At 62.2% G+C, this 17,765-nt stretch carries 19 protein-coding genes; 11 read left to right on the top strand and 8 right to left on the bottom strand.

What is annotated here, in order from left to right:
* Window positions 1-47: 47 nt before the first annotated feature.
* On the top strand, window positions 48-512 hold the full coding sequence (locus AC5ZGW_RS00775) for an Lrp/AsnC ligand binding domain-containing protein (protein WP_130222834.1): 465 nt from the start codon (window positions 48-50) through the stop codon (window positions 510-512).
* A gap of 99 nt (window positions 513-611) precedes the next feature.
* Window positions 612-1,262: a hypothetical protein gene (locus tag AC5ZGW_RS00770; RefSeq protein ID WP_165435029.1), complete on the top strand. Its 651-nt coding sequence runs from the start codon at window positions 612-614 to the stop codon at window positions 1,260-1,262.
* 117 nt (window positions 1,263-1,379) lie between these two features.
* Here AC5ZGW_RS00770 and AC5ZGW_RS00765 read toward each other — a convergent pair whose 3' ends face one another.
* A complete protein-coding gene (locus AC5ZGW_RS00765) occupies window positions 1,380-1,580 on the bottom strand; it encodes a cold-shock protein (protein ID WP_028161742.1) in 201 nt (66 codons plus the stop codon).
* Between the two features lie 125 nt (window positions 1,581-1,705).
* On the opposite strand from AC5ZGW_RS00765, the gene AC5ZGW_RS00760 reads away from it, so the two are divergent.
* Window positions 1,706-1,903, top strand: coding sequence for a hypothetical protein (locus AC5ZGW_RS00760; protein WP_130222832.1), 198 nt, complete (start codon window positions 1,706-1,708; stop codon window positions 1,901-1,903).
* 3 nt (window positions 1,904-1,906) lie between these two features.
* Here AC5ZGW_RS00760 and AC5ZGW_RS00755 read toward each other — a convergent pair whose 3' ends face one another.
* Window positions 1,907-3,643: an adenylate/guanylate cyclase domain-containing protein gene (locus AC5ZGW_RS00755; protein ID WP_130222830.1), complete on the bottom strand. Its 1,737-nt coding sequence runs from the start codon at window positions 3,641-3,643 to the stop codon at window positions 1,907-1,909.
* Between the two features lie 502 nt (window positions 3,644-4,145).
* Here AC5ZGW_RS00755 and AC5ZGW_RS00750 point away from each other — a divergent pair.
* Window positions 4,146-5,696 (top strand): glycosyltransferase family 39 protein, encoded by a 1,551-nt coding sequence (locus tag AC5ZGW_RS00750; protein WP_130223055.1) that lies wholly within the window; start codon window positions 4,146-4,148, stop codon window positions 5,694-5,696.
* Between the two features lie 106 nt (window positions 5,697-5,802).
* On the opposite strand, the gene AC5ZGW_RS00745 is transcribed toward AC5ZGW_RS00750, so the two are convergent.
* Together AC5ZGW_RS00745 and AC5ZGW_RS00740 are read right to left on the bottom strand one after the other, a co-directional pair.
* Window positions 5,803-6,846, bottom strand: coding sequence for a YcjF family protein (locus AC5ZGW_RS00745; protein WP_130222828.1), 1,044 nt, complete (start codon window positions 6,844-6,846; stop codon window positions 5,803-5,805).
* Window positions 6,843-8,306 carry a YcjX family GTP-binding protein gene (locus AC5ZGW_RS00740; RefSeq protein WP_463328149.1) on the bottom strand — a complete coding sequence of 488 codons (1,464 nt, stop codon included), beginning with the start codon at window positions 8,304-8,306 and terminating at the stop codon, window positions 6,843-6,845. Before AC5ZGW_RS00740 ends, AC5ZGW_RS00745 begins: the two co-directional genes overlap by 4 nt.
* 214 nt (window positions 8,307-8,520) lie before the next feature.
* Between AC5ZGW_RS00740 and trhA the strand changes: the two genes are divergently transcribed.
* From trhA to AC5ZGW_RS00725, 3 genes are all read left to right on the top strand, one after another.
* Entirely contained in the window at window positions 8,521-9,216 is a 696-nt protein-coding gene (trhA, locus tag AC5ZGW_RS00735; RefSeq protein ID WP_028161747.1) for a PAQR family membrane homeostasis protein TrhA, read from the top strand.
* Window positions 9,217-9,247: 31 nt separating this feature from the next.
* The gene (locus AC5ZGW_RS00730) at window positions 9,248-10,042 is read left to right on the top strand and encodes an SDR family oxidoreductase (RefSeq protein ID WP_130227274.1); all 795 of its coding nucleotides are present in this window, start codon (window positions 9,248-9,250) and stop codon (window positions 10,040-10,042) included.
* Window positions 10,043-10,276: 234 nt separating this feature from the next.
* Complete coding sequence (locus tag AC5ZGW_RS00725) at window positions 10,277-11,230, top strand: alpha/beta fold hydrolase (protein ID WP_130227273.1); 954 nt, start codon at window positions 10,277-10,279, stop codon at window positions 11,228-11,230.
* 26 nt (window positions 11,231-11,256) lie between these two features.
* Here the strand turns inward: AC5ZGW_RS00725 and AC5ZGW_RS00720 are convergent, their stop codons facing one another.
* Window positions 11,257-11,901, bottom strand: a complete 645-nt coding sequence (locus AC5ZGW_RS00720; protein ID WP_130227272.1) for a winged helix-turn-helix transcriptional regulator — start codon at window positions 11,899-11,901, stop codon at window positions 11,257-11,259.
* Window positions 11,902-11,962: 61 nt separating this feature from the next.
* Complete coding sequence (locus tag AC5ZGW_RS00715; protein WP_130227271.1) at window positions 11,963-12,175, bottom strand: hypothetical protein; 213 nt, start codon at window positions 12,173-12,175, stop codon at window positions 11,963-11,965.
* Between AC5ZGW_RS00715 and AC5ZGW_RS00710 the strand changes: the two genes are divergently transcribed.
* From AC5ZGW_RS00710 to AC5ZGW_RS00695, 4 genes are all read left to right on the top strand, one after another.
* Complete coding sequence (locus AC5ZGW_RS00710; RefSeq protein ID WP_130227270.1) at window positions 12,168-13,262, top strand: NmrA family NAD(P)-binding protein; 1,095 nt, start codon at window positions 12,168-12,170, stop codon at window positions 13,260-13,262. The two genes, AC5ZGW_RS00715 and AC5ZGW_RS00710, sit on opposite strands and share 8 nt — an antisense overlap.
* Window positions 13,263-13,370: 108 nt before the next feature.
* A complete protein-coding gene (locus AC5ZGW_RS00705) occupies window positions 13,371-13,709 on the top strand; it encodes a MarR family winged helix-turn-helix transcriptional regulator (protein ID WP_245474815.1) in 339 nt (112 codons plus the stop codon).
* Between the two features lie 69 nt (window positions 13,710-13,778).
* The gene (locus tag AC5ZGW_RS00700; RefSeq protein WP_130227268.1) at window positions 13,779-14,399 is read left to right on the top strand and encodes a DUF8737 domain-containing protein; all 621 of its coding nucleotides are present in this window, start codon (window positions 13,779-13,781) and stop codon (window positions 14,397-14,399) included.
* Window positions 14,400-14,712: 313 nt separating this feature from the next.
* Window positions 14,713-15,885 (top strand): alpha/beta fold hydrolase, encoded by a 1,173-nt coding sequence (locus AC5ZGW_RS00695; RefSeq protein WP_130227267.1) that lies wholly within the window; start codon window positions 14,713-14,715, stop codon window positions 15,883-15,885.
* On the opposite strand, the gene AC5ZGW_RS00690 is transcribed toward AC5ZGW_RS00695, so the two are convergent.
* Both AC5ZGW_RS00690 and AC5ZGW_RS00685 read right to left on the bottom strand, forming a co-directional pair.
* Window positions 15,882-16,172 carry a DUF3325 domain-containing protein gene (locus tag AC5ZGW_RS00690; protein WP_130227266.1) on the bottom strand — a complete coding sequence of 97 codons (291 nt, stop codon included), beginning with the start codon at window positions 16,170-16,172 and terminating at the stop codon, window positions 15,882-15,884. The two genes, AC5ZGW_RS00695 and AC5ZGW_RS00690, sit on opposite strands and share 4 nt — an antisense overlap.
* Window positions 16,169-17,746: a PepSY-associated TM helix domain-containing protein gene (locus tag AC5ZGW_RS00685; RefSeq protein WP_207231061.1), complete on the bottom strand. Its 1,578-nt coding sequence runs from the start codon at window positions 17,744-17,746 to the stop codon at window positions 16,169-16,171. The genes AC5ZGW_RS00690 and AC5ZGW_RS00685 overlap by 4 nt, the downstream gene beginning before the upstream one ends.
* Window positions 17,747-17,765: the final 19 nt, after the last annotated feature.

Genomic DNA, 17,765 nt, shown 5'->3' with positions numbered 1-17,765 from the left:
TCCATATGCCTTAGAAAATAAGCAAATACGACTATTATGGTTGATATATGCCGGATTTAGACAAAATAGACCGCAAAATCCTCGAAATTCTGCAGGACGACGGCCGAATCGCCAATGTCGAGCTGGCGGAGCGCATCGGGCTGTCGCCGACGTCGGTCGGCGAACGGCTGAAGCGGCTGCAGCGCGAGGGATTTGTCGAGGGGTTCGGCGCCCGCCTCAATCCGCACCGGCTGGGCCTCGGGCTGCTCGTGTTCGTCGAGGTGATGCTCGACAAGACGACGCCCGATGTCTTCGAAAAGTTCGCGCACGCCGTGCGGGCCGCGCCTGAGGTCCTGGAGTGCCACATGGTCGCTGGCGGCTTCGATTATCTGGTGAAGGCGCGCGTCGCCGACATGACCGCCTATCGCCGCTTCCTCGGCGAGAGCCTGCTCGCGCTCCCCGGCGTGAAGGAGACGCGCACTTACGCCGTGATGGAAGAGGTCAAGCGCGACGCGCCGCTGCCGGTTGCGTAACGCGTTCGCTCGCAAGATGTGATCCACAGCTTCCCTGCTGCCATATTGGCAGGACGAAGAGGCCGCGCTAATCCTCAGGGCCTCTTTGGGGCAGGGCGCATGAGCAACAACAATCAGCTAGGAAAAGGCGGCACACGCGCAACGCTCGCAGGCGTCTGCGCCGGCCTGCTGGCACTCTTTGCGTATCCTGCGGCTTCCGCCGAGATGAGCGCGGCGGTCGAGGCGCTCTACACGTCGGTGTCGATCTATCCCCCGTCGGCGAACGCGATGACGGTCTGCTACGGCTTCGTCTGCCGGCGTCGCGAGACCCTGGATTTCAGCGCCGCCGACCGCGCCGCGCTGACGCAGATCATGAATGCGGGCCGCGCCTCCGCGGCGGCCGAGCGTGCTGCGGTGCAAAAAGCGGTGATGTGGTTCGACCGCCGCATGGGCCCGATCATCGGCACCGACAAACGCGTGGCGAAGGCCGATTTCCGCTATTTCGACGACAAGCACAATTACGATTGCTGGGACACCACCCGCAACACCACGAGCCTGCTGCTAGTCCTGCAGCAATGGAATCTATTGAAGCACCACATCGTCGGCGATCCGCATTACCGCGGCAACACGCTGGTGCTGCAGACGCCGCACAACACCGCGGTGCTGGTCGAACGCGCCACCAAGGTGGAATGGGCCGTCGATCTCTGGCCGCGTGGCTATCTGCAGCCGCCGGACGTCATGCCCGTCGCCCAATGGGTCACGGAGGACTGAAAGTGGCCGACGCGCGGATGCGCGCGCTCAGCTCCTTGTGAACGCTTCCCTCTGGTGGAATTTGTTTGGACGTCACCCCCAGACGCATCCCCGAGAGTGCGACCTTTGCTGGGTATCCTAGACTTTCAAATTCTCCGCCGATGTCCGGCCACGATTGGCGATCTCGTCGTACTCGACCGACTGCCCCTCATTGAGCGTCGTAAGCCCGGCCTTCTGAACCGCTGAGATATGAACGAATATGTCCTTGCCACCCGATGAGGGTTGAATGAATCCGTAGCCCTTGGTCGGGTTGAACCATTTTACAGTACCTTTAGCCATTCACGTCGTCTCCGGCGGAAAATCAAATAATTAAACGAAACGTGCCGGTCCCCGCACACCCCGGCACGTTCGCAAGGCGCAGGATAACGCAGATTGCGTCGCGCTTGGTAGGGCAAAGCTCACGCGTGATTTTGGCAGAAACACGCCGTTTCGCGGCGCTTTTGCGCCCTTTTGCCTATTTACCGTTCATTCCCGTGGAAAAGATCGGCCAATCGCGGCAAGTCTCGGGCATCTGGCGCGGCCGCAGCTTCGTGAGTCAGCGCTCACTATCTGTGCATGCCGACGTTGACGATGCGGCAGCGGCCGCCGCGATTAGCAGATGATAGTCAGGCCGCGACCACCTGATCGCCGCTCGCCACCGCGGATAGCGTGCGCGTGTCGTCGACCGTGCGCACGGTCATCGGCTCGTTGCGGCCGCGAATCGCGACTTCCTGTTGGGGCAGCGCATCGGCGGCCAGCCCTGCCATGATGCGCACCTCCTCCGAGAAGATGGCTTCGCAGCCGAGCAGCTTGGTCATGTCCTGCAATCGCGCCGCGACATTGACGGCGTCGCCGAGCGCGGTGAACACCATGTGGTCGCGATAGCCGATGTCGCCGACGATCACCTCGCCGCCATGGATGCCGATGCCGAAGCGGATCGGCTCGGGCAGGTCATGGCTCAGGAATTCGTTCAGCTCCTCAATGTTCTTGCCGATCTGCGCCGCCGCGCGCAGTGCCTGCCGGCAGGCCTGCTGCCGGCTGCTCGCGAGTCCGAACAGCGCCAGCATGCCGTCGCCGACGAACTGGTTGGGCTGGCCGCCGTTTTCGATCACCGCCTGCGACACCGCGCTGAGGAAGCGGTTGACGATGAAGACAGTGTCGAACGGCAGCCGCGTCTCCGCAAGTTGCGTCGAGCCGCGCATGTCGACGAACAGGCTGACGAGATAGCGCTCCTGCCCGATCCGCGTCGGGTTCGACGCATGCGCGTTGGCCGACATCGTGTGCGGGGTGAAGAGTTGGAAGAAGGAGAGGTCGGTGGTCGGCTTGAGCTGGCAGGCGAGCCGGACCGAGGGATCGGTCGATCCGACGCGGCCGAGCACGAAGGCCTCGCGCGGCGAAGGCTCGGGCAGCATGCTGCAGTCGCCGATGATGCGGATGCGGCAGGTCGAGCAGCGCGCGCGGCCACCACAGACCGAGGCATGCGGCACGTTGTGGCGCAGGCTCGCCTCCAGTACGCTCAATCCCTTGGGGACCCGGACGGTGCGGCCATTGCCGTAGGACAGGCTGATCATGCCGCCGCGCCGCTCAAGGATGGCGCGTCCGCCGCGCGCGAGCAGCACCAGGGCAAGCAGGCCGATATAACCGATCGTCATGCCATTGGTGATGCGGTCGAGCATGTCAGCCTGCTCCAGCGTACCGACATGTTGCGCTGACAGGTTGTCGTGCCGCCACGCGGGATCGGTGCTGTCGGCGATCACGATGCGTCCACCCTGGTAGACGCCCAGCAGCGCCAGTGTCGGGATCAGCACGGCGGCCGCCAGTAGAAACGGCGCCGCGCGTCTGAAGAAGCTCCGCATCCTCAGCCAGAAATATAGCCCGATGCAGCCGTGCACCCAGGCGATGACCAGCACCGCGAGCATCGGCCACAGCCTCTGTTTCGCGCCGACGAAGAATATATAGAGTTCCTGCGGATACAGCTTCTCGTGCCCGTACAGCGTATGGCTGAGCCGCACGCCCACGATATGGGCGATGATCAGGAAAGGGATGCTCAAGCCCAACAGCAGTTGCAGCGGCTCGATCGCCTTCCAGCCGAACTGGCGGCGCTGATACAGCGCCCAGATGCCGAGCCCGGAATGCACGACGCAGGCGCTGTAGAAGATGAAGGCGATAGGTGGGAATTGCCAAAAGGCGGTGTGCCACTCGACGCCCCAGGCCAGTGCGTCCAGTGAGATATTGCCAAGCGCGTGATTAAGGAAATGGCTGACCAGATAAGCGAACAGAATGGTGCCGCAGGCGAGCCGAACCTGCCGCAAGCCGATGCCGCGGAAAAATTCTCGTAACTGCTGGCGCGCAGAGGTGGCCATGTGATCTGTAGCTACTATCGTCAAATCTAATGCCTTATTCCCTGCCAAATACCATCGCCGTCCCGACCTCGTGCCGTTCCATTATAGTCGTATAGCGTATAATGCCTCCGCGCTCTCAAGTCCGCCTCTCCCCTTGTGGGAGAGGCCGGATTGCATCGACAGATGCAATCCGGGTGAGGGGTCCCGGCCTCTCGAGGAACGTCCGCCCACAGATAGACCTGAACCCCTCACCCGGATTCCACGCGTGCCGCGTGAAATCCGACCTCTCCCAAGGGAGAGGTGGGAGCTCGCTGCTCCAGTCGCGCCCAAATTACACACCTGTCATGAGCCGGTCTTCCGGAACGCCCGCCTATCATTCTTTTCCCGCGACACGTTGACACCCCGCTGGGAGTCTAGGAAAAGCGCGGCCGTGACGAATATCCCGCTCAAAACCGGCCGCGCAACGCCGGACGACTATCCTTCCGCGCCCTCATGGCCCGTCGTGATCGCCCTGATCGCGGCGATGACGGTTCTGCGCCTGATCTATGCGGCCGCGCTCGACCTGCGCACGGACGAGGCCTATTACTGGACCTGGTCGAAGGAGAACGTGCTGTCGTTCCTCGATCATCCCCCCATGATCGCCTGGTTCATCCGCTTCGGCACCGCGATCTTCGGCGACACCAATCTCGGGGCGCGCTTTGCCGGCATTCTGGCGATGCTCGTGACCCAGCTCCTGCTCGCCGATATCGTCCGCCGCGTTACCCATGATTTCAGAGCGGTCGTGCTGGCGCTGCTGTTGCCGGAGGCCGCGCTCTATTACGGCCTCTTGATGGCGAAGGTCGCGCCCGACATCGCGATGATCCCGTTTGCGGTCGCGATGTTGTGGTCGCTGGTGCGGCTCACCCAAAGCGGCGAGCCGCGCTGGTGGCTCGCCGCCGGCCTGTTCGGTGGACTTGCGCTGCTCTCGAAATTCACCGCGATCATGCTGCTGCCGGCAGTCGTGGCGTTCATACTGGTGCCGTCCTGGCGGTGGCGCTGGCTCTCCAGCCCCTATCCTTATCTTGCCGTCGTGATCGCGATCCTCGTGTTCTCGCCGGTGCTGATCTGGAATTTCCAGCATGATTGGGCCTCGTTCCGCTTCCAGTCGGTCCGCGCCACCGCCGATCATCCGTTCTCGCTCCGCACCCTGGGTGAGTTTTTCGCGCTGCAGCTCGGCCTGGTCGGATTCGTGGTGCTGCCGGTGGTGCTGTCGGGCATCACGCTGACCGCATGGCGCGGCTATCGCACCGGCGAGCCGGTGGCGATCCTGCTCTCGACCGCGGTGATCGTGCCGTTCTTCTATTTCCTGTGGAAGTCGCTGACGCTGCGGGTCGGCGACACCTGGCCGATGTTCCTGTGGCCCGCCGGCTTTGCCGCCACCGCCATCAACATCGCCATGCTCCCGCGCGAAGGTTGGCCGAAATGGATGATCCGCGCGACCATCTCCTGGGCGCGGATCGCGGTGATCTCAGGCATCGCCTTCGTCATCTGCGTGTTCGTCTATTATGTCGCGACGCCCTTCAATTTCATCGGCCGCACCGATCCGATCGGCGGCGAAGCCGGTTACGAGCAGCTCGCCGCGCGGGTCGAAGATCAATTGCAGAAGCAGGGCGCGAGCTGGATCGCGACCACTGACTACCGCACCTATGCGATGCTGCGCTGGTTCTTCAATGGCCGCGTGTCCGTGGTCCAGCTCAACGAGCGCGGCCGCTTCCAGGGCTTCCGCGATCCCGGCATGGACCGCATCAGGGATCACGCCGGCATCTATGTCGTGCGCGAGCTCGACAGCCAGATGCCATTTTTGGATGCGGCAGGCGCCGTGCGCCAGCCGCTCGAACGCGTCGAGCGCGTCTGGCGGGGCATGGTGATGGACAGTTTTTTGCTTGAGAAGCTGACCGGCTACACCCCCGAACTCGCGCCGCCACCGGATTCGCCGCTCTTCCGCTGGCGCGTGCTGGCGATATTGCTCGCGCCGGACGCGACCTGCACCTTCTCCCCTTGTGGGAGAAGGTGGCAGCCGAAGGCTGCCGGATGAGGGGTTCTCTCCGCGAGCGCCCATGCATGTGGAGAGAGACCCCTCACCCGACCGAGTTCGTTGCTGGCGCCGGAGCAGCCCTCTCCCACAAGGGGGCGAGGGCACATCAACCCGCGCCACGCTCTTCGTCGTCGCGCTTGCGCAGCAAGTCTTTCGCCAGGTCGGCCAGCGCCGGCCTTGGCAATGCGGTGAACGGCAACGGCCGGGTCACCTCGATCGCGGCGAGGCCGAGGCGGGCGGTGAGGAGGCCGTTGAGGACGCCTTCGCCGAGGCGCTGCGAGAGCTTGGCGGCGATGCCGTGGCCGAGCATCTGTTGGATCACGCTGTCGCTGGCGGCCACGCCGCCGGTGATCGCCAGATGCGTGATCACGTGGCGCATCAGGCTGAACATGCCGAGCGCGCCGGGCCGGCCGCCATAGAGATAGGCCAATTGCCGGATCATGCGCAGCGCCGCCACGAACACGAACAGCACGTCGATCGCCGCACGCGGGCTCACGGCCGTGACGACCGAGACCCGCTGCGCCGCCGATGAGACCAGCCGGCGCGCTTCCTCATCGAGCGGCGTCATCAATTCGCGCTCGGCGAGCTTGATCATGTCGGCGCCGTCGATGATGTCATCGGCATGGCCTTGCAGCGTGGCGCGGGCGCGGGCGAGTTGCGGGTTCTCGTGCGCGAGCTTGAGCAGATCATTCACGATCACGCGGCTTGCAGCGCGGTCGTCGCTGAGCAGCACGTCAGCGGCGCGCAGATGGAGTTTCTCGATCGTCGCCAGCCGCGCCAGTCCAAAGGCCTCGCGGCCGATGACGACGAGCAACGCGACCGTCGCGACCACGGCCAATGCGAGTCCGACGAAACCGAGCCCTTGGTTGCGCGCAAACAGATCCTCGATCAGGTGGATGACGCCGAGGCCGGCGCCGAGCAGCATCAATCCACCGGCCGCGGCCCAGAACAGCGTGCCCCAGCGGAAGCCGCGGCGCGCCGGCGCAAGCGGCGCATCGACTGGCACCGGCAGCAGTGCCGGATCGGGCTCCGGCGTGATCTGGATGGTGCCGCGGGCAGGGCGGCTCCTCTCGTCCGCGTCGATCACGATCACGGAGGGGTCGTCGAGCTTGAAGGTCGCTGGCCGCCGGTGGGACGTTTTCTCGCTCATTGCAGTCGGTCTCCGATCAGGAACTGGAGCGCGCGGTCTAGACGGATATGGGGCAGGGCGGGTTCCTCGTCACCCTCCCGCACCAGCTTCGGAGGCCGAAATCGCAGGAAGCGGTAATCGGCCTTGTCGGCGGTCGCGCTGGACAGGCCGCGGAAGGTGCCCCTGAACAGTTCCTCGGGATCGGCGGGCAGGTCGCCCGGAAAGGTCGCGACCTCAGTCTCGCCGTCGAAGGCCTCGCCGTTGGCGGTCTCGCCCGGCGCCGGCGTGCCCAGGATCGACGGCAGCTTTTCGCGGCCGCGCGCCACCTGCGCTTCGCGGGTCGCGCGCACCGCGGCGAGCGCCACCACGTCGATTGCGGCGCCGGCAAATTCGGCGCGGTCGGCGGCCTTCGCCACCGTGCGCCGCAGGATCGCTTCCAGCCGGTCATGGCTCTGGTGATGCAGATGATCGGCCTTGGTTGCCGCAAATAAAATGCGGTCGATCCGCGGCCGGAACAGCGCGCTCAGGATCGTGCTGCGCCCGATGCGGAAGCAATCCAGGATGCCGGCCAGCGCGGCTTCGAGATCGTGCAGCGCCTCCGGCCCGGCATTGAAAGCGGCGAGCGCATCGACCAGCACGATCTGGCGATCGAGCCGTGCAAAATGATCGCGGAAGAACGGGCGCACCACGACGTCCTTGTAGGCCTCATAGCGTCGCCGCATCATTGCCCATAGCGAGCCGTCGGGCGCGCTGCCATCGATGGGAACCTCGAGCGGCGCGAAGGTCAGCGCCGGCGAGCCGGCGAGGTTGCCCGGCATGAGGAAGCGGCCGGGCGGCAACAGGCTCATGGCAAAGCGTTCGTCGCGGCAGGCACGAAGATAGTCGGTGAAGAGTTTCGCCGCCTTAAGCGCTGCCTGCTCGTCCTCGCGGCCTTCGGCATCAAGCGTCTTCAGATGCTCATGCCAGGGTGCGGCGAGTTCGGCGCGAAGCGGTTCGCGCGAGAGCGCAAGGCTCTCCGCCGACCATTGCTCGAAGCTCTTGCTCAGCAGCGGCAGGTCGAGCAGCCACTCGCCGGGATAGTCGACGATGTCGAGGGTGAGCGTGCGGTCCGCGCCATTTTGCCGCTGGTAGTCAATGACGAGGCGAAGCTCGCTGATGTCGGTGGTCGAGTTCGGCCAGCGCCGTTCCTCGACGAGGGTGCGGACATGGTTCTCATAGTCGAAGCGCGGCACCGCATCGTCGGGCTGCGGCTCCAGACGCGCCCGGGCGATCCGGCCCGAGGCATAGGCCTCGAACACCGGAAAGCGGCCGCCGCGGGTCAATCCATGGATCAGCGCCGTGATGAACACCGTCTTGCCGGCACGCGACAGCCCGGTGACGCCGAGCCGCACGGTCGGGTTGAAGAAGCTGTCGCCATAGTCCCAGAGCGCCCGCGCCGACAGGCGCGCTTCCTCGACGATATCGGTGAGATTGAGGGCCATGCAGGCGAGGAGCAACCCGGGCGGGAGGAGGGCAATTGGCGAACGATTATCCGCAAAATGGCAATTGATGGACCAAAATCAAGCACTTCGTCAGTCTGCCGCTGGCGGCCCCGTTCATCGCCGGTTCAAAAAACAGCCACGACGATAGGGTACTAGATCGGCTAACCTCCCAACGCCGATGTCCCCTCGCTTCTACCGTGCGCGCCGACTGGTCATGACGATATTCCGACTGAAGCAACTCGCCTCCAATTCGATCCACGCGGCTGGCGCCGTGATCTGGAACTATGACCGCGCCGAACTGATCGCCGACGGCATCGTCCATGTCGTCGGCATCTGTTTCGGCCTGATCGCCGCCACCGTGCTGATCGTGCTGACGGCTATCTACGCGACACCGGGCGATGTCGCGGTGGTCTCGGTCTACGTTGCGGGCCTCTTGGCGATGCTGGTGCTGTCGGCGACCTATAATCTCTGGCCGGTGTCGCGCGCCAAATGGGTGCTGCGCCGGTTCGACCATTCGGCGATCTATGTCCTGATCGCCGCGACCTATACGCCCTTCATCATGGAATTGAGGGAGAGCTATTTTGCCATCGCGCTCCTGATCGGGGTCTGGTGTGTGGCGATTGTCGGCATCGTGCTGAAATTGACGCTGCCGGGCCGCTTCGACCGGCTGTCGGTCGGGCTCTATCTCGCCATGGGCTGGAGCGGGGCGATGCTCTATGATGCGGTGGTGAAGGTGCTGCCGGCGATGGCACTGTGGTTCGTGGTCGCGGGCGGCGTCTTGTACAGTCTCGGCGTGGTATTCCACGCGTGGCAGCGGCTGCGCTTCCAGAACGCGATCTGGCACTGTTTTGTCTTGCTTGGCGCGGCCTGCCATTATACGGCGATCCTCGACCTCGTGCTCGCGAGTTGAGGCGCTGACAATTAAAAATCGGGAGGGGGCCATGCAGGTGGCAGAAAAAGTCGTGGTCGTCACCGGTGGCGGCAATGGCATCGGCAAGGCGCTGTGTGAAGTGTTCCACCGCGCGGGTGCCGCCAAGGTGGTGGTGGTCGATCTCGACCATGCGGCCGCGGAGAAGGTCGCAGCCTCTGTCGGCGGCGCGGCGTTCAAATGCGATGTCGGGCAGGAGAAGAATGTTCTGCACGTGATCGAGGCGACCGAGCGGATGTTCGGCCCGATCGCGCTGTTCTGTTCCAATGCCGGCATCGGCGGCGGCTTCGATCCGCTCTCCGTGAACGCCGGCGGCACCTCCGATGAGCCCTGGGCGCGAAGCTGGGCGATCCATGTGATGGCCCATGTCTATGCCGCGCGGCATCTGGTTCCACGCATGAAGGCGCGCGGCGAAGGCTATTTCCTCAACACCATTTCGGCGGCCGGCCTGTTGTCGCAGGTCGGCAGCCCGGCTTATTCCACCACCAAGCACGCCGCGGTCGGCTTTGCCGAGAACCTCGCGATCTCGCATCGCGCCGACGGCATCAAGGTTTCGATCCTCTGCCCGCAGGGCGTCGACACCAACATGCTGCGCTCGATCCCGAGGGGCCCGCAATCCGGCGACGGCGACCTGACGGCAGAACAGGTTGCGCAGGACGCGTTGCGCGGCATCGAGCAAGAAACCTTCCTGATCCTGCCGCACCCGCAGGTGCTCGGCTACATGCGCAAAAAGACCGAGAACTACGACCGCTGGATCGGCGGCATGGCCAAGATCCAGGCCAGGATGCGTGAAGAGCACGGGAAGTGATTAGCCCCTCATGGTGAGGAGCCGCGCAGCGGCGTCTCCGGACGATGCGGCGCATCGCCGGGAGAACCATGAGGCCCCAGGAGCGCCCCTGGGCCTTCGAGACGCGTGCAAGTGCGCTCCTAGGATGCGGCCTATCTACGTTGGCGCCACGTTACAGATGTAGCCACGCCTGGCTTGACCCAGGCATCCACGCTGCAGTTGAGTAAAGCGAAAACGGAAATCTGCGAGGACGTCATGGATTTCGTCACGGTGCGGAACGGATCGATCAACCTCAATGTGGCCGTCGCCGGCCGCGGTCCCCTGATCGTCTGCGTTCACGGGTTTCCCGAGCTCTGGTACTCATGGCGTCACCAGATCGATCATTTCTCGGCGCGCGGCTATAAGGTGGCGGCGCTTGACGTGCGCGGCTACGGGCAGAGCTCCAAGCCGCAGGAGATTGCCGCCTACACCATTCGCAATCTGGCCTCCGATATCGTCGCCGTGGTCGATCAGTTGGGTGATGGCAAGGCGATCCTGTTCGGTCACGATTGGGGCGCGCCGATGGTTTGGAATACCGCGCTGCTCTACCCGAGCAAGGTGACGGCGGTCGCCGGCCTCAGTGTTCCCTACATTCCCAGACGACCCGTGCCGCTTCTCGACACGTTCAAAGCCACCTACAAGGACCGCTTCTTCTATCAGCTCTATTTCCAGGACGAAGGCGTGGCGGAGAAAGAGCTCGAGGCCGACATCCGCGTCGCTTTGCGAAAACTCTATTTCGCCATCTCAGGTAGCGCCCCGCTCAACAAGTGGCTCGATCATAAACCGGTGGATGCGAAATTGCTTGACGGGATGATCGATCCGAAGTCGTTTCCGGACTGGATGAGCGAAAAGGACCTGCAGGTCTATGTCGACGCATTTCGCGCCGGCGGCTTCCGTGGCCCGCTCAATCGCTACCGGGCACAGGATATCGATTTTAAAGAATTGGCGGAGTTTGCCAACAAGCCCGTGACGCAGCCATCGTATTTTGTGGCCGGCGAGCGCGACGCGGTTCGCGCGTTCATTCCCGGCATGGATCTCTATGCGAACGCCGGGATCGGCTGCACCGACTTTCGCGGATCGGTCATTCTCCCAGGTATCGGCCACTGGGTGCAGCAGGAAGCACCAGCTGAGACCAACGCAACGCTGGAGCGGTTCCTCGACGCACTTTGAGGGCTAAGGGCCAATATCCGTGCCCTCTATCGTCGCGCCTTCTGCGTGGGCTTCTTCCTTACCCTCCGCGTGAGCTTTTCTTCAATACCTTTGCGAGCCGCGCGCGTCCTGAGCTTCGCCTCTTGCATAGGCGGCGTGCCGCTTGGCGAGACCACGCCGTCATCGACCTTCTGCCTGTGGCGACGCTCAGTGTGGGACAGCCGCCAGCGAACCAAATCGTCCGCACCGGGGCCTTCTTTGATTGCGAGATCCAGGGCGCTGAGCTGCTCACCAGTGTTCTTGTCGATGAAACTCCACTCGACGTCGGCCCCGGTCTTTCGATTGACAAACTTCAGCGGCGGCGCTGAAGCGCCAGAGACGTCGCAGCGATCCCCGATCTGCGCGAGCACCGGCATCACAGAGGCGATTTGCCAGCCCTTTTGGGTCAACAGGTATTCAAATCGTTCCGGATTTACCTGATAGCGCCGCCGCTCGATCAGGCCATTGGCCTCAAGGTGTTTCAGCCGGTCGCTGAGCGTCGCATTGGTCGCGCCAGACGATTGGCGAAAGTCCTCGTATCGGTTGAGACCGAGGACAAGGTCGCGCAGGATCAGCAGACCCCAACGATCGCCGATCACCGCCATCACGCCGGCGATCGAGCATACCATTCCGTCGAAACCCTTCGAGCGCATCAACCATTTCCACGAGTTACGCAAGGATCATCGTCGCGCAGCTCTCATCATAAGAGCCAACTTAGGTCGGCAACACGGCAAATTCAACGAAGCGTGAGACGAGCCAGACTTTCTTGCTTTTCTGAGTCACTCTTATTATAAGAGTTACAGTCCAGTGACGAGTGCCGTCGTTTCGAATGACCGCGAAACGCCCGATCACCAGGCGAGGCTCCCGTTGGCCGGCCGCGACGCCGCTGCCAATCGGCTCAAAACCTGTGGAGATAACGATGCCCACGCACAGCACCTCCAAGATCTTCGTCATCGGCGGCACGGGCGCTCAGGGCTTGCCCGTCATCGGCGCTCTGGTCGCTGACAAGAAATATTCTGTCCGAGCCCTTAGCCGCGACCCTGCCTCCCGACGGGCAAATGCCCTTCGCGCACTCGGCAACGTGTCCATTCTGGAGGGAACGTTCGCGGACGAGGCCATATTGCGGGAAGGCTTCCGCGGTTGCGACGGGGCATACGTCAATATCGATGGGTTCAACACCGGCGAGAAGGCGGAGACCTATTGGGCAATCCGCAGCTACGAGATAGCCGTGGAAGAAGGGATCAAGTTCTTTGTCTATGGAAATCTGGACTACGCGCTCAAGAAGTCCGGTTATGATTCCAGATTCCGTGCGGGTCACTATGACGGCAAGGGCCGCATGGGCGAATGGATCTTGTTTCAAAACCAAGCGAACAAAGACAGGATGGGCGCGGCGGTGTTCACCACTGGCCCATACATGGAGATGGCAATCTCGGCGATGACGCCCATGACTCCTTCTGTGGAGGATGGTGTCGTGACGTGGCGAGTTCCGCTCGGCAACGGAGCCGTGCCGCACGTTGCTCTTGATGATTGTGGCTATTATGCCCGCTGGCTCTTCGACAACCCGGAGCGTGCGAATGGCATGAATCTCGAAGTCGCCATCGAGCATGTTGAGTATCAGAAACTTGCTGCGGCGTTCGAGAAGGTGACGGGGCATCCGGCTCAATACATAGATACGGACTTGGACGCGTACTGGAATGGCCCGCTGAAGGCGGCCGCTGACTTGCCCGCCGGATACAATGCAGATCCCAATGACAAAAGCACCATGAGTTTCCGGGATAACTTCACCGGGTTCTGGAACGTCTGGAAATACGGAGTCGTTCAGAGGGATTACGGGTTGTTGGATGAAATTCACCCCAATCGAATCGGGAGCGTCGAACAGTGGCTTCGGCGGGAAGATCAGTTGGGAAGAGAGCTTGGGAAGGGAAACCTTTGGGAAAGAGTTCAACCGGAAAATTTGTACAAGGCGCCGCCGCTTCTGAAGCTGACTGAGGATAAGAGGAAGGGGACGCTGTAGGGTGAACGGATGAAACAGGACGATCTTACATCGACTGATTTCTACACGGCTTGCGTATGTCTCGGCCTGAACAGGGCCGCCCGCGCCACATCGCGGAGATACGACGCGATGTTCAAGCCCATCGGCATCACGTCGGGACAGTTCACAATCCTGTCCGCGTTGAAGCGCAACGAGCCGGTGCGGATCAGCGACATGGCCGATCTGCTCGGTATGGATCGCACGACCCTCACTCGCAACTTGAAGCCGCTCGAAACCATGAAGCTCGTTGCGATCCAGCCGGACGCGCGAGATCGTCGTATTCGTAGCCTGACACTGACGGCCAAAGGCCGGGTACTCCTGAAACAAGCGGTGCCCCTCTGGCGGAAGGCCCAGAAAGAAAGCAACCGCCGCATAGGCGCCAATCGTTGGGACGAGCTCAGACCAACTCTGGACTTCTTATCAGCCTGAGGAGCGGGAAGAAGCGTCACGCATTTTTGTGCTCAAGTACGTGTAACTACACCTAAAAGGAGATAGGTCATGGATCGAGAACTCGAGCTCCGCAAACGCCGCGGGACGCGCGTCTTGCTGGTTGTGCTGGCCATCTGGGGATTGGCGGTCGCCTTTGCCGCGGAGGCAGGATTCTATCGTGCCATTCCCCCGCTGTTTCTGGCTGCCATCATCGCCTTGGGGATTGTGGTGCCTATTATTATCTACGCAATGTCCGATGGCTTCCGTGCATACATCGAAGCCATCGGTCTACGATCGATAACGGCATTTCATATCTGGCGCATCGCGGCCGCGTTGGTTTTCTTCTGGTATGGGGCGCACAACCTCCTCCCGGAAGCCTTTGTTCGAAACGCGGGGTGGGGCGACCTCATCGCGGGGTTCTTGGCCCTCGGCGTTTTACTTCTGCCCGAGAGTCGCAACCGGTACTTGGCCTTCCACATCTTCGGCTTTGCTGATTTTGTCGTGGCGGTCGGTACGGGGCTGACCTTCTTCCTCCTCAACGACCCCCGCATGTCTGGCATCCAGACGCTGCCCATGGCGCTGATCCCGCTCTACGGCGTCGGCATTTCGGGTGCGAGCCACATCATGGCGTTTGACCTGCTGCGTCGTGGCTCAGGGAGGGAAGTGAAGCGCGCCGCTGTCCAGACATGAAACGTGTGCTCCGGAATCCACGAAGTCGTGAAAGGAAAAGAGATGACCAACTCAAATGTGCAGGCTCCGGCAGCGCAGGATCCGACTGCTGAGACGAGCTTCTTTAGATGGCTATGGCAAAACATTCTGCGGTTTGATGAAGCACTGAACTTTGACCCATGCAGCGACGTTGCGCGTCGGATAACGGACCTCGAGAGGCATATCGAAGCTTCGAAGATCCCGAACAGAACGTCTTCGCCGCTGCGATAGCACGCGCGGTGCACACGATACTGCACAAGGCAATCCAATCATCGCCAACTACAGGGAATTCATCATGACGTCTCAACGTGCTCGCGCGGCAGCCAGCCTGCTGCTCGGTATCCTGCTTTCTGGAACGATGCTCTCAGGTGTGGGAGTCGCTCAATCCAGTTCGCGATCTGCCGCGGCTGCCGGCGAGCCGGCGTCACCTTGGGACCAGCGTGTGAACCCCGCTGCCGTGCAAGCCGACGCCTGGTTTGACAACTATAAGTTCCGTGACGGGGAGACGCTGGCGCGCCTCAAGATTCATTATTCGACTCTGGGCACACCGCACCGCAACGCCAAGGGCGAGATCGACAATGCGGTCCTTGTTCTGCATTGGACCGGGGCGGACAGCCGCGCCCTGCTGAGCCCAACCTACGCGAAGGCCCTCTTCGATCCTGGTCGCGCGCTGGACGCGCAACGTTACTATCTGATCTTTCCGGACAGTGTCGGCCACGGCCAATCCAGCAAGCCGAGCGACGGGTTGAAAACGAAGTTCCCGAACTACGATTACAGCGACATCGTCGACCTCCAGCATAAGGTGGTGACGGAAACACTGGGCATCAAACATCTTCACGCCATTCTCGGCATGTCCATGGGTGGAATGAATGCCTGGCAATGGGCCGAGGCCTATCCCGACATGATGGACGGCGTGATGCCGGTGGTCTCGCTGCCGATCTCGGTTTCGGGCCGCAACCTCCTCTGGAGGCGCATGGTGATCGATGCGATCCGTGCCGATCCAGAATGGAAAAACGGGGACTATACGGAGACCCCGCGCGGTTGGATCATGGGGTACAACATTCTGCGCCTGATGATCGACAGCGCTCCCGCTCTTCAGCACGAAGTGCCTGACGGCCCCGCGGTCGATAAATTCCTGAGCGCCAACCGTCTCACAGCGGAGCATGTCGATGCAAACGATATTCTTTATTCGCTCAAATCATCATTCAGCTACGATCCTGAGCCTGAGCTTTCCAAGATCAAGACGAAGCTCTTCGCACTCAATTTTTCCGACGACGAGTTCAATCCTGACAAACTGCAAGTTCTCGAAAAGTCGGTTCCGAAGCTCGAACGCGGCCGTTACGCAGTTCAAGCGGGAACCCCGTCATCGCCCGGTCACTTCACCATGACACGGCCCGACCTATGGGCCCAGCATGTCGCCGAGTTCATGCAGTGGCTTGGCGATACGCCTTCTCGGGCGAGCAACTAGAGCAATTTGCGGCCAAACATCCTCGCACGTCCGATCAGCCCACAAAACACGATACCGGCAGCTATGCTGGCGTGACCGCTGAACATCACGAGGCCGAGGCTCCAGCCATGCCGAGCGACGAGAATGCCGAGCGCAAAAACCAGGGCGCACGCGCCGGCAATGCGATGGATATATGTCATGCTTGGCCGCAGGAGCCTGCCAAAGATATCGCGCTGCTGGCGATTCGTGGCGAACGCCAGCGCGGTGAACCCTGTAAGGCACAGCGCAAAGGAAGGGAGATGACTCATCCTGCCGCCTCGCCGGACGCAACGGCGGCCAGAGCCTCGCGGCTTGTCTTGCGCCTGAACTGAGATCCGGTCTGCTGCCGAGCCGTGCGTATCGCCAGGACGGCATGGAGCGCAGCGAGCGCCCAGCACATGAGATCCACACCGGCAAAGACCCAGTCGCCTTCGGTGAGGCTGTGCCACAACGGACGCTGCGTCGTCACGGCGTTGAGGATCGGCAAGAGAAACAGCAGCGCCGATGCCGCCCATAATTGCTCGACCCAGGCTGACTTGGCGGAACGCACCAAGGCATGCAGCAGTGTCAGGGCCCAGACGATGAAGAACAGGTCAATCTCCCAGTTGGCGCGGCCTTCCAAGGGGTGTGGCAGCAGGCGGTTGGCCCACAAGAATGCAGTCATTGCGATCGACAAGCCGGCGATGCACGCGATGTTCAGCCGCTCCACAAGACGGAAGCCAAAATAGGGGCGATCCGCGTCAGGCAGCTTCTGTCGCCGCTTCACGGTCCACATCACGAGGCCCGTGCCCACCATGGCCGTACCCATGAAGCTCACGAGAAAATACAGCCACCGCGTGACGGTATCGCTGAAGCGTCCCAAATGGAGCGCATAAAGGACGCCTCGGGTTTCGGCCGCAGCCCCCACATGCTCGCGCACTGCCAGCAGTTTGCCAGTGGCGCCTTCGAACTCCAGATATTGCGGACTCATGGAAACGCGGCCGGCTTCTCCCCGCGTCACAGCCACACGCGCCGCCGCATCTCCGGGATGAACCGCATTGACGCGCCCCACATTCTCCCGGCCCCAGCGTTCTTGAGCCTGCCGCACCATGTCCTCGACCGATGCCAGTGGCACTTTCTGCCCGCTGGGTTTGCCGGGCTGGATGAAGGCACTGAGTTCGGCGTTGAGTTGCTGTTGCTCCGCCGGGCTCTTGAACGCCACGCGCTCGCCCCACGGCATGTACAGCGCCATCAAGGTCACCAATCCGGTGTAGGTGATCATGAAATGGAACGGCAGCCCGAACACCGAAAAGGCGTTGTGAGCGTCCAGCCAGGAGCGCTGTCCTTTGCTCCAGCGGAAGGTGAAGAAATCGACGAAAATCTTCTTATGGGTGATGACGCCACTCACAATGGCCACGAGCATGAACATTGCGGCCGCACCTGCAAGCCACCTGCCCCATATCACTGGCATGTAGTGGAATTGGAAGTGGAAACGGTAGAAGAACTCACCGCCCAGCGTGCCGCGTGAGGTGACTTTCTGGCCGGTGGCGGGATCGAAATTGGCTTCGTCAAAGGCACGGCCGCCCGGATTGCCTGTGGGTGTACGCCAGAAGGCGTAGACACTGTTATTGCGCGCGTCCGGCAGGCGCATGCTCCACTGCGAGGTTCCGGGCGCGATGTTGCCGAGTTCATCAGCAATTCGCTGCGCCACCACCGCTTGATCGGGAATCTGAGCTAGAGGCGGCAGCTCCGGTCGCATCCATTGCGACAACTCGTCCTTGAAATAGGACACTGTCCCTGTGAGGAACATGGCATAGAGAATCCAGCCGAGCAGAAGGCCAGCCCACGTATGCAGGCTGGACATACTTTGCCGGATGCCGCGG

This window comes from Bradyrhizobium sp. Crot121 (assembly GCF_059512385.1).
The sequence above is the reverse complement of the archived record's forward strand: the minus strand, read 5'-3'. Positions and strand labels throughout refer to the sequence as shown.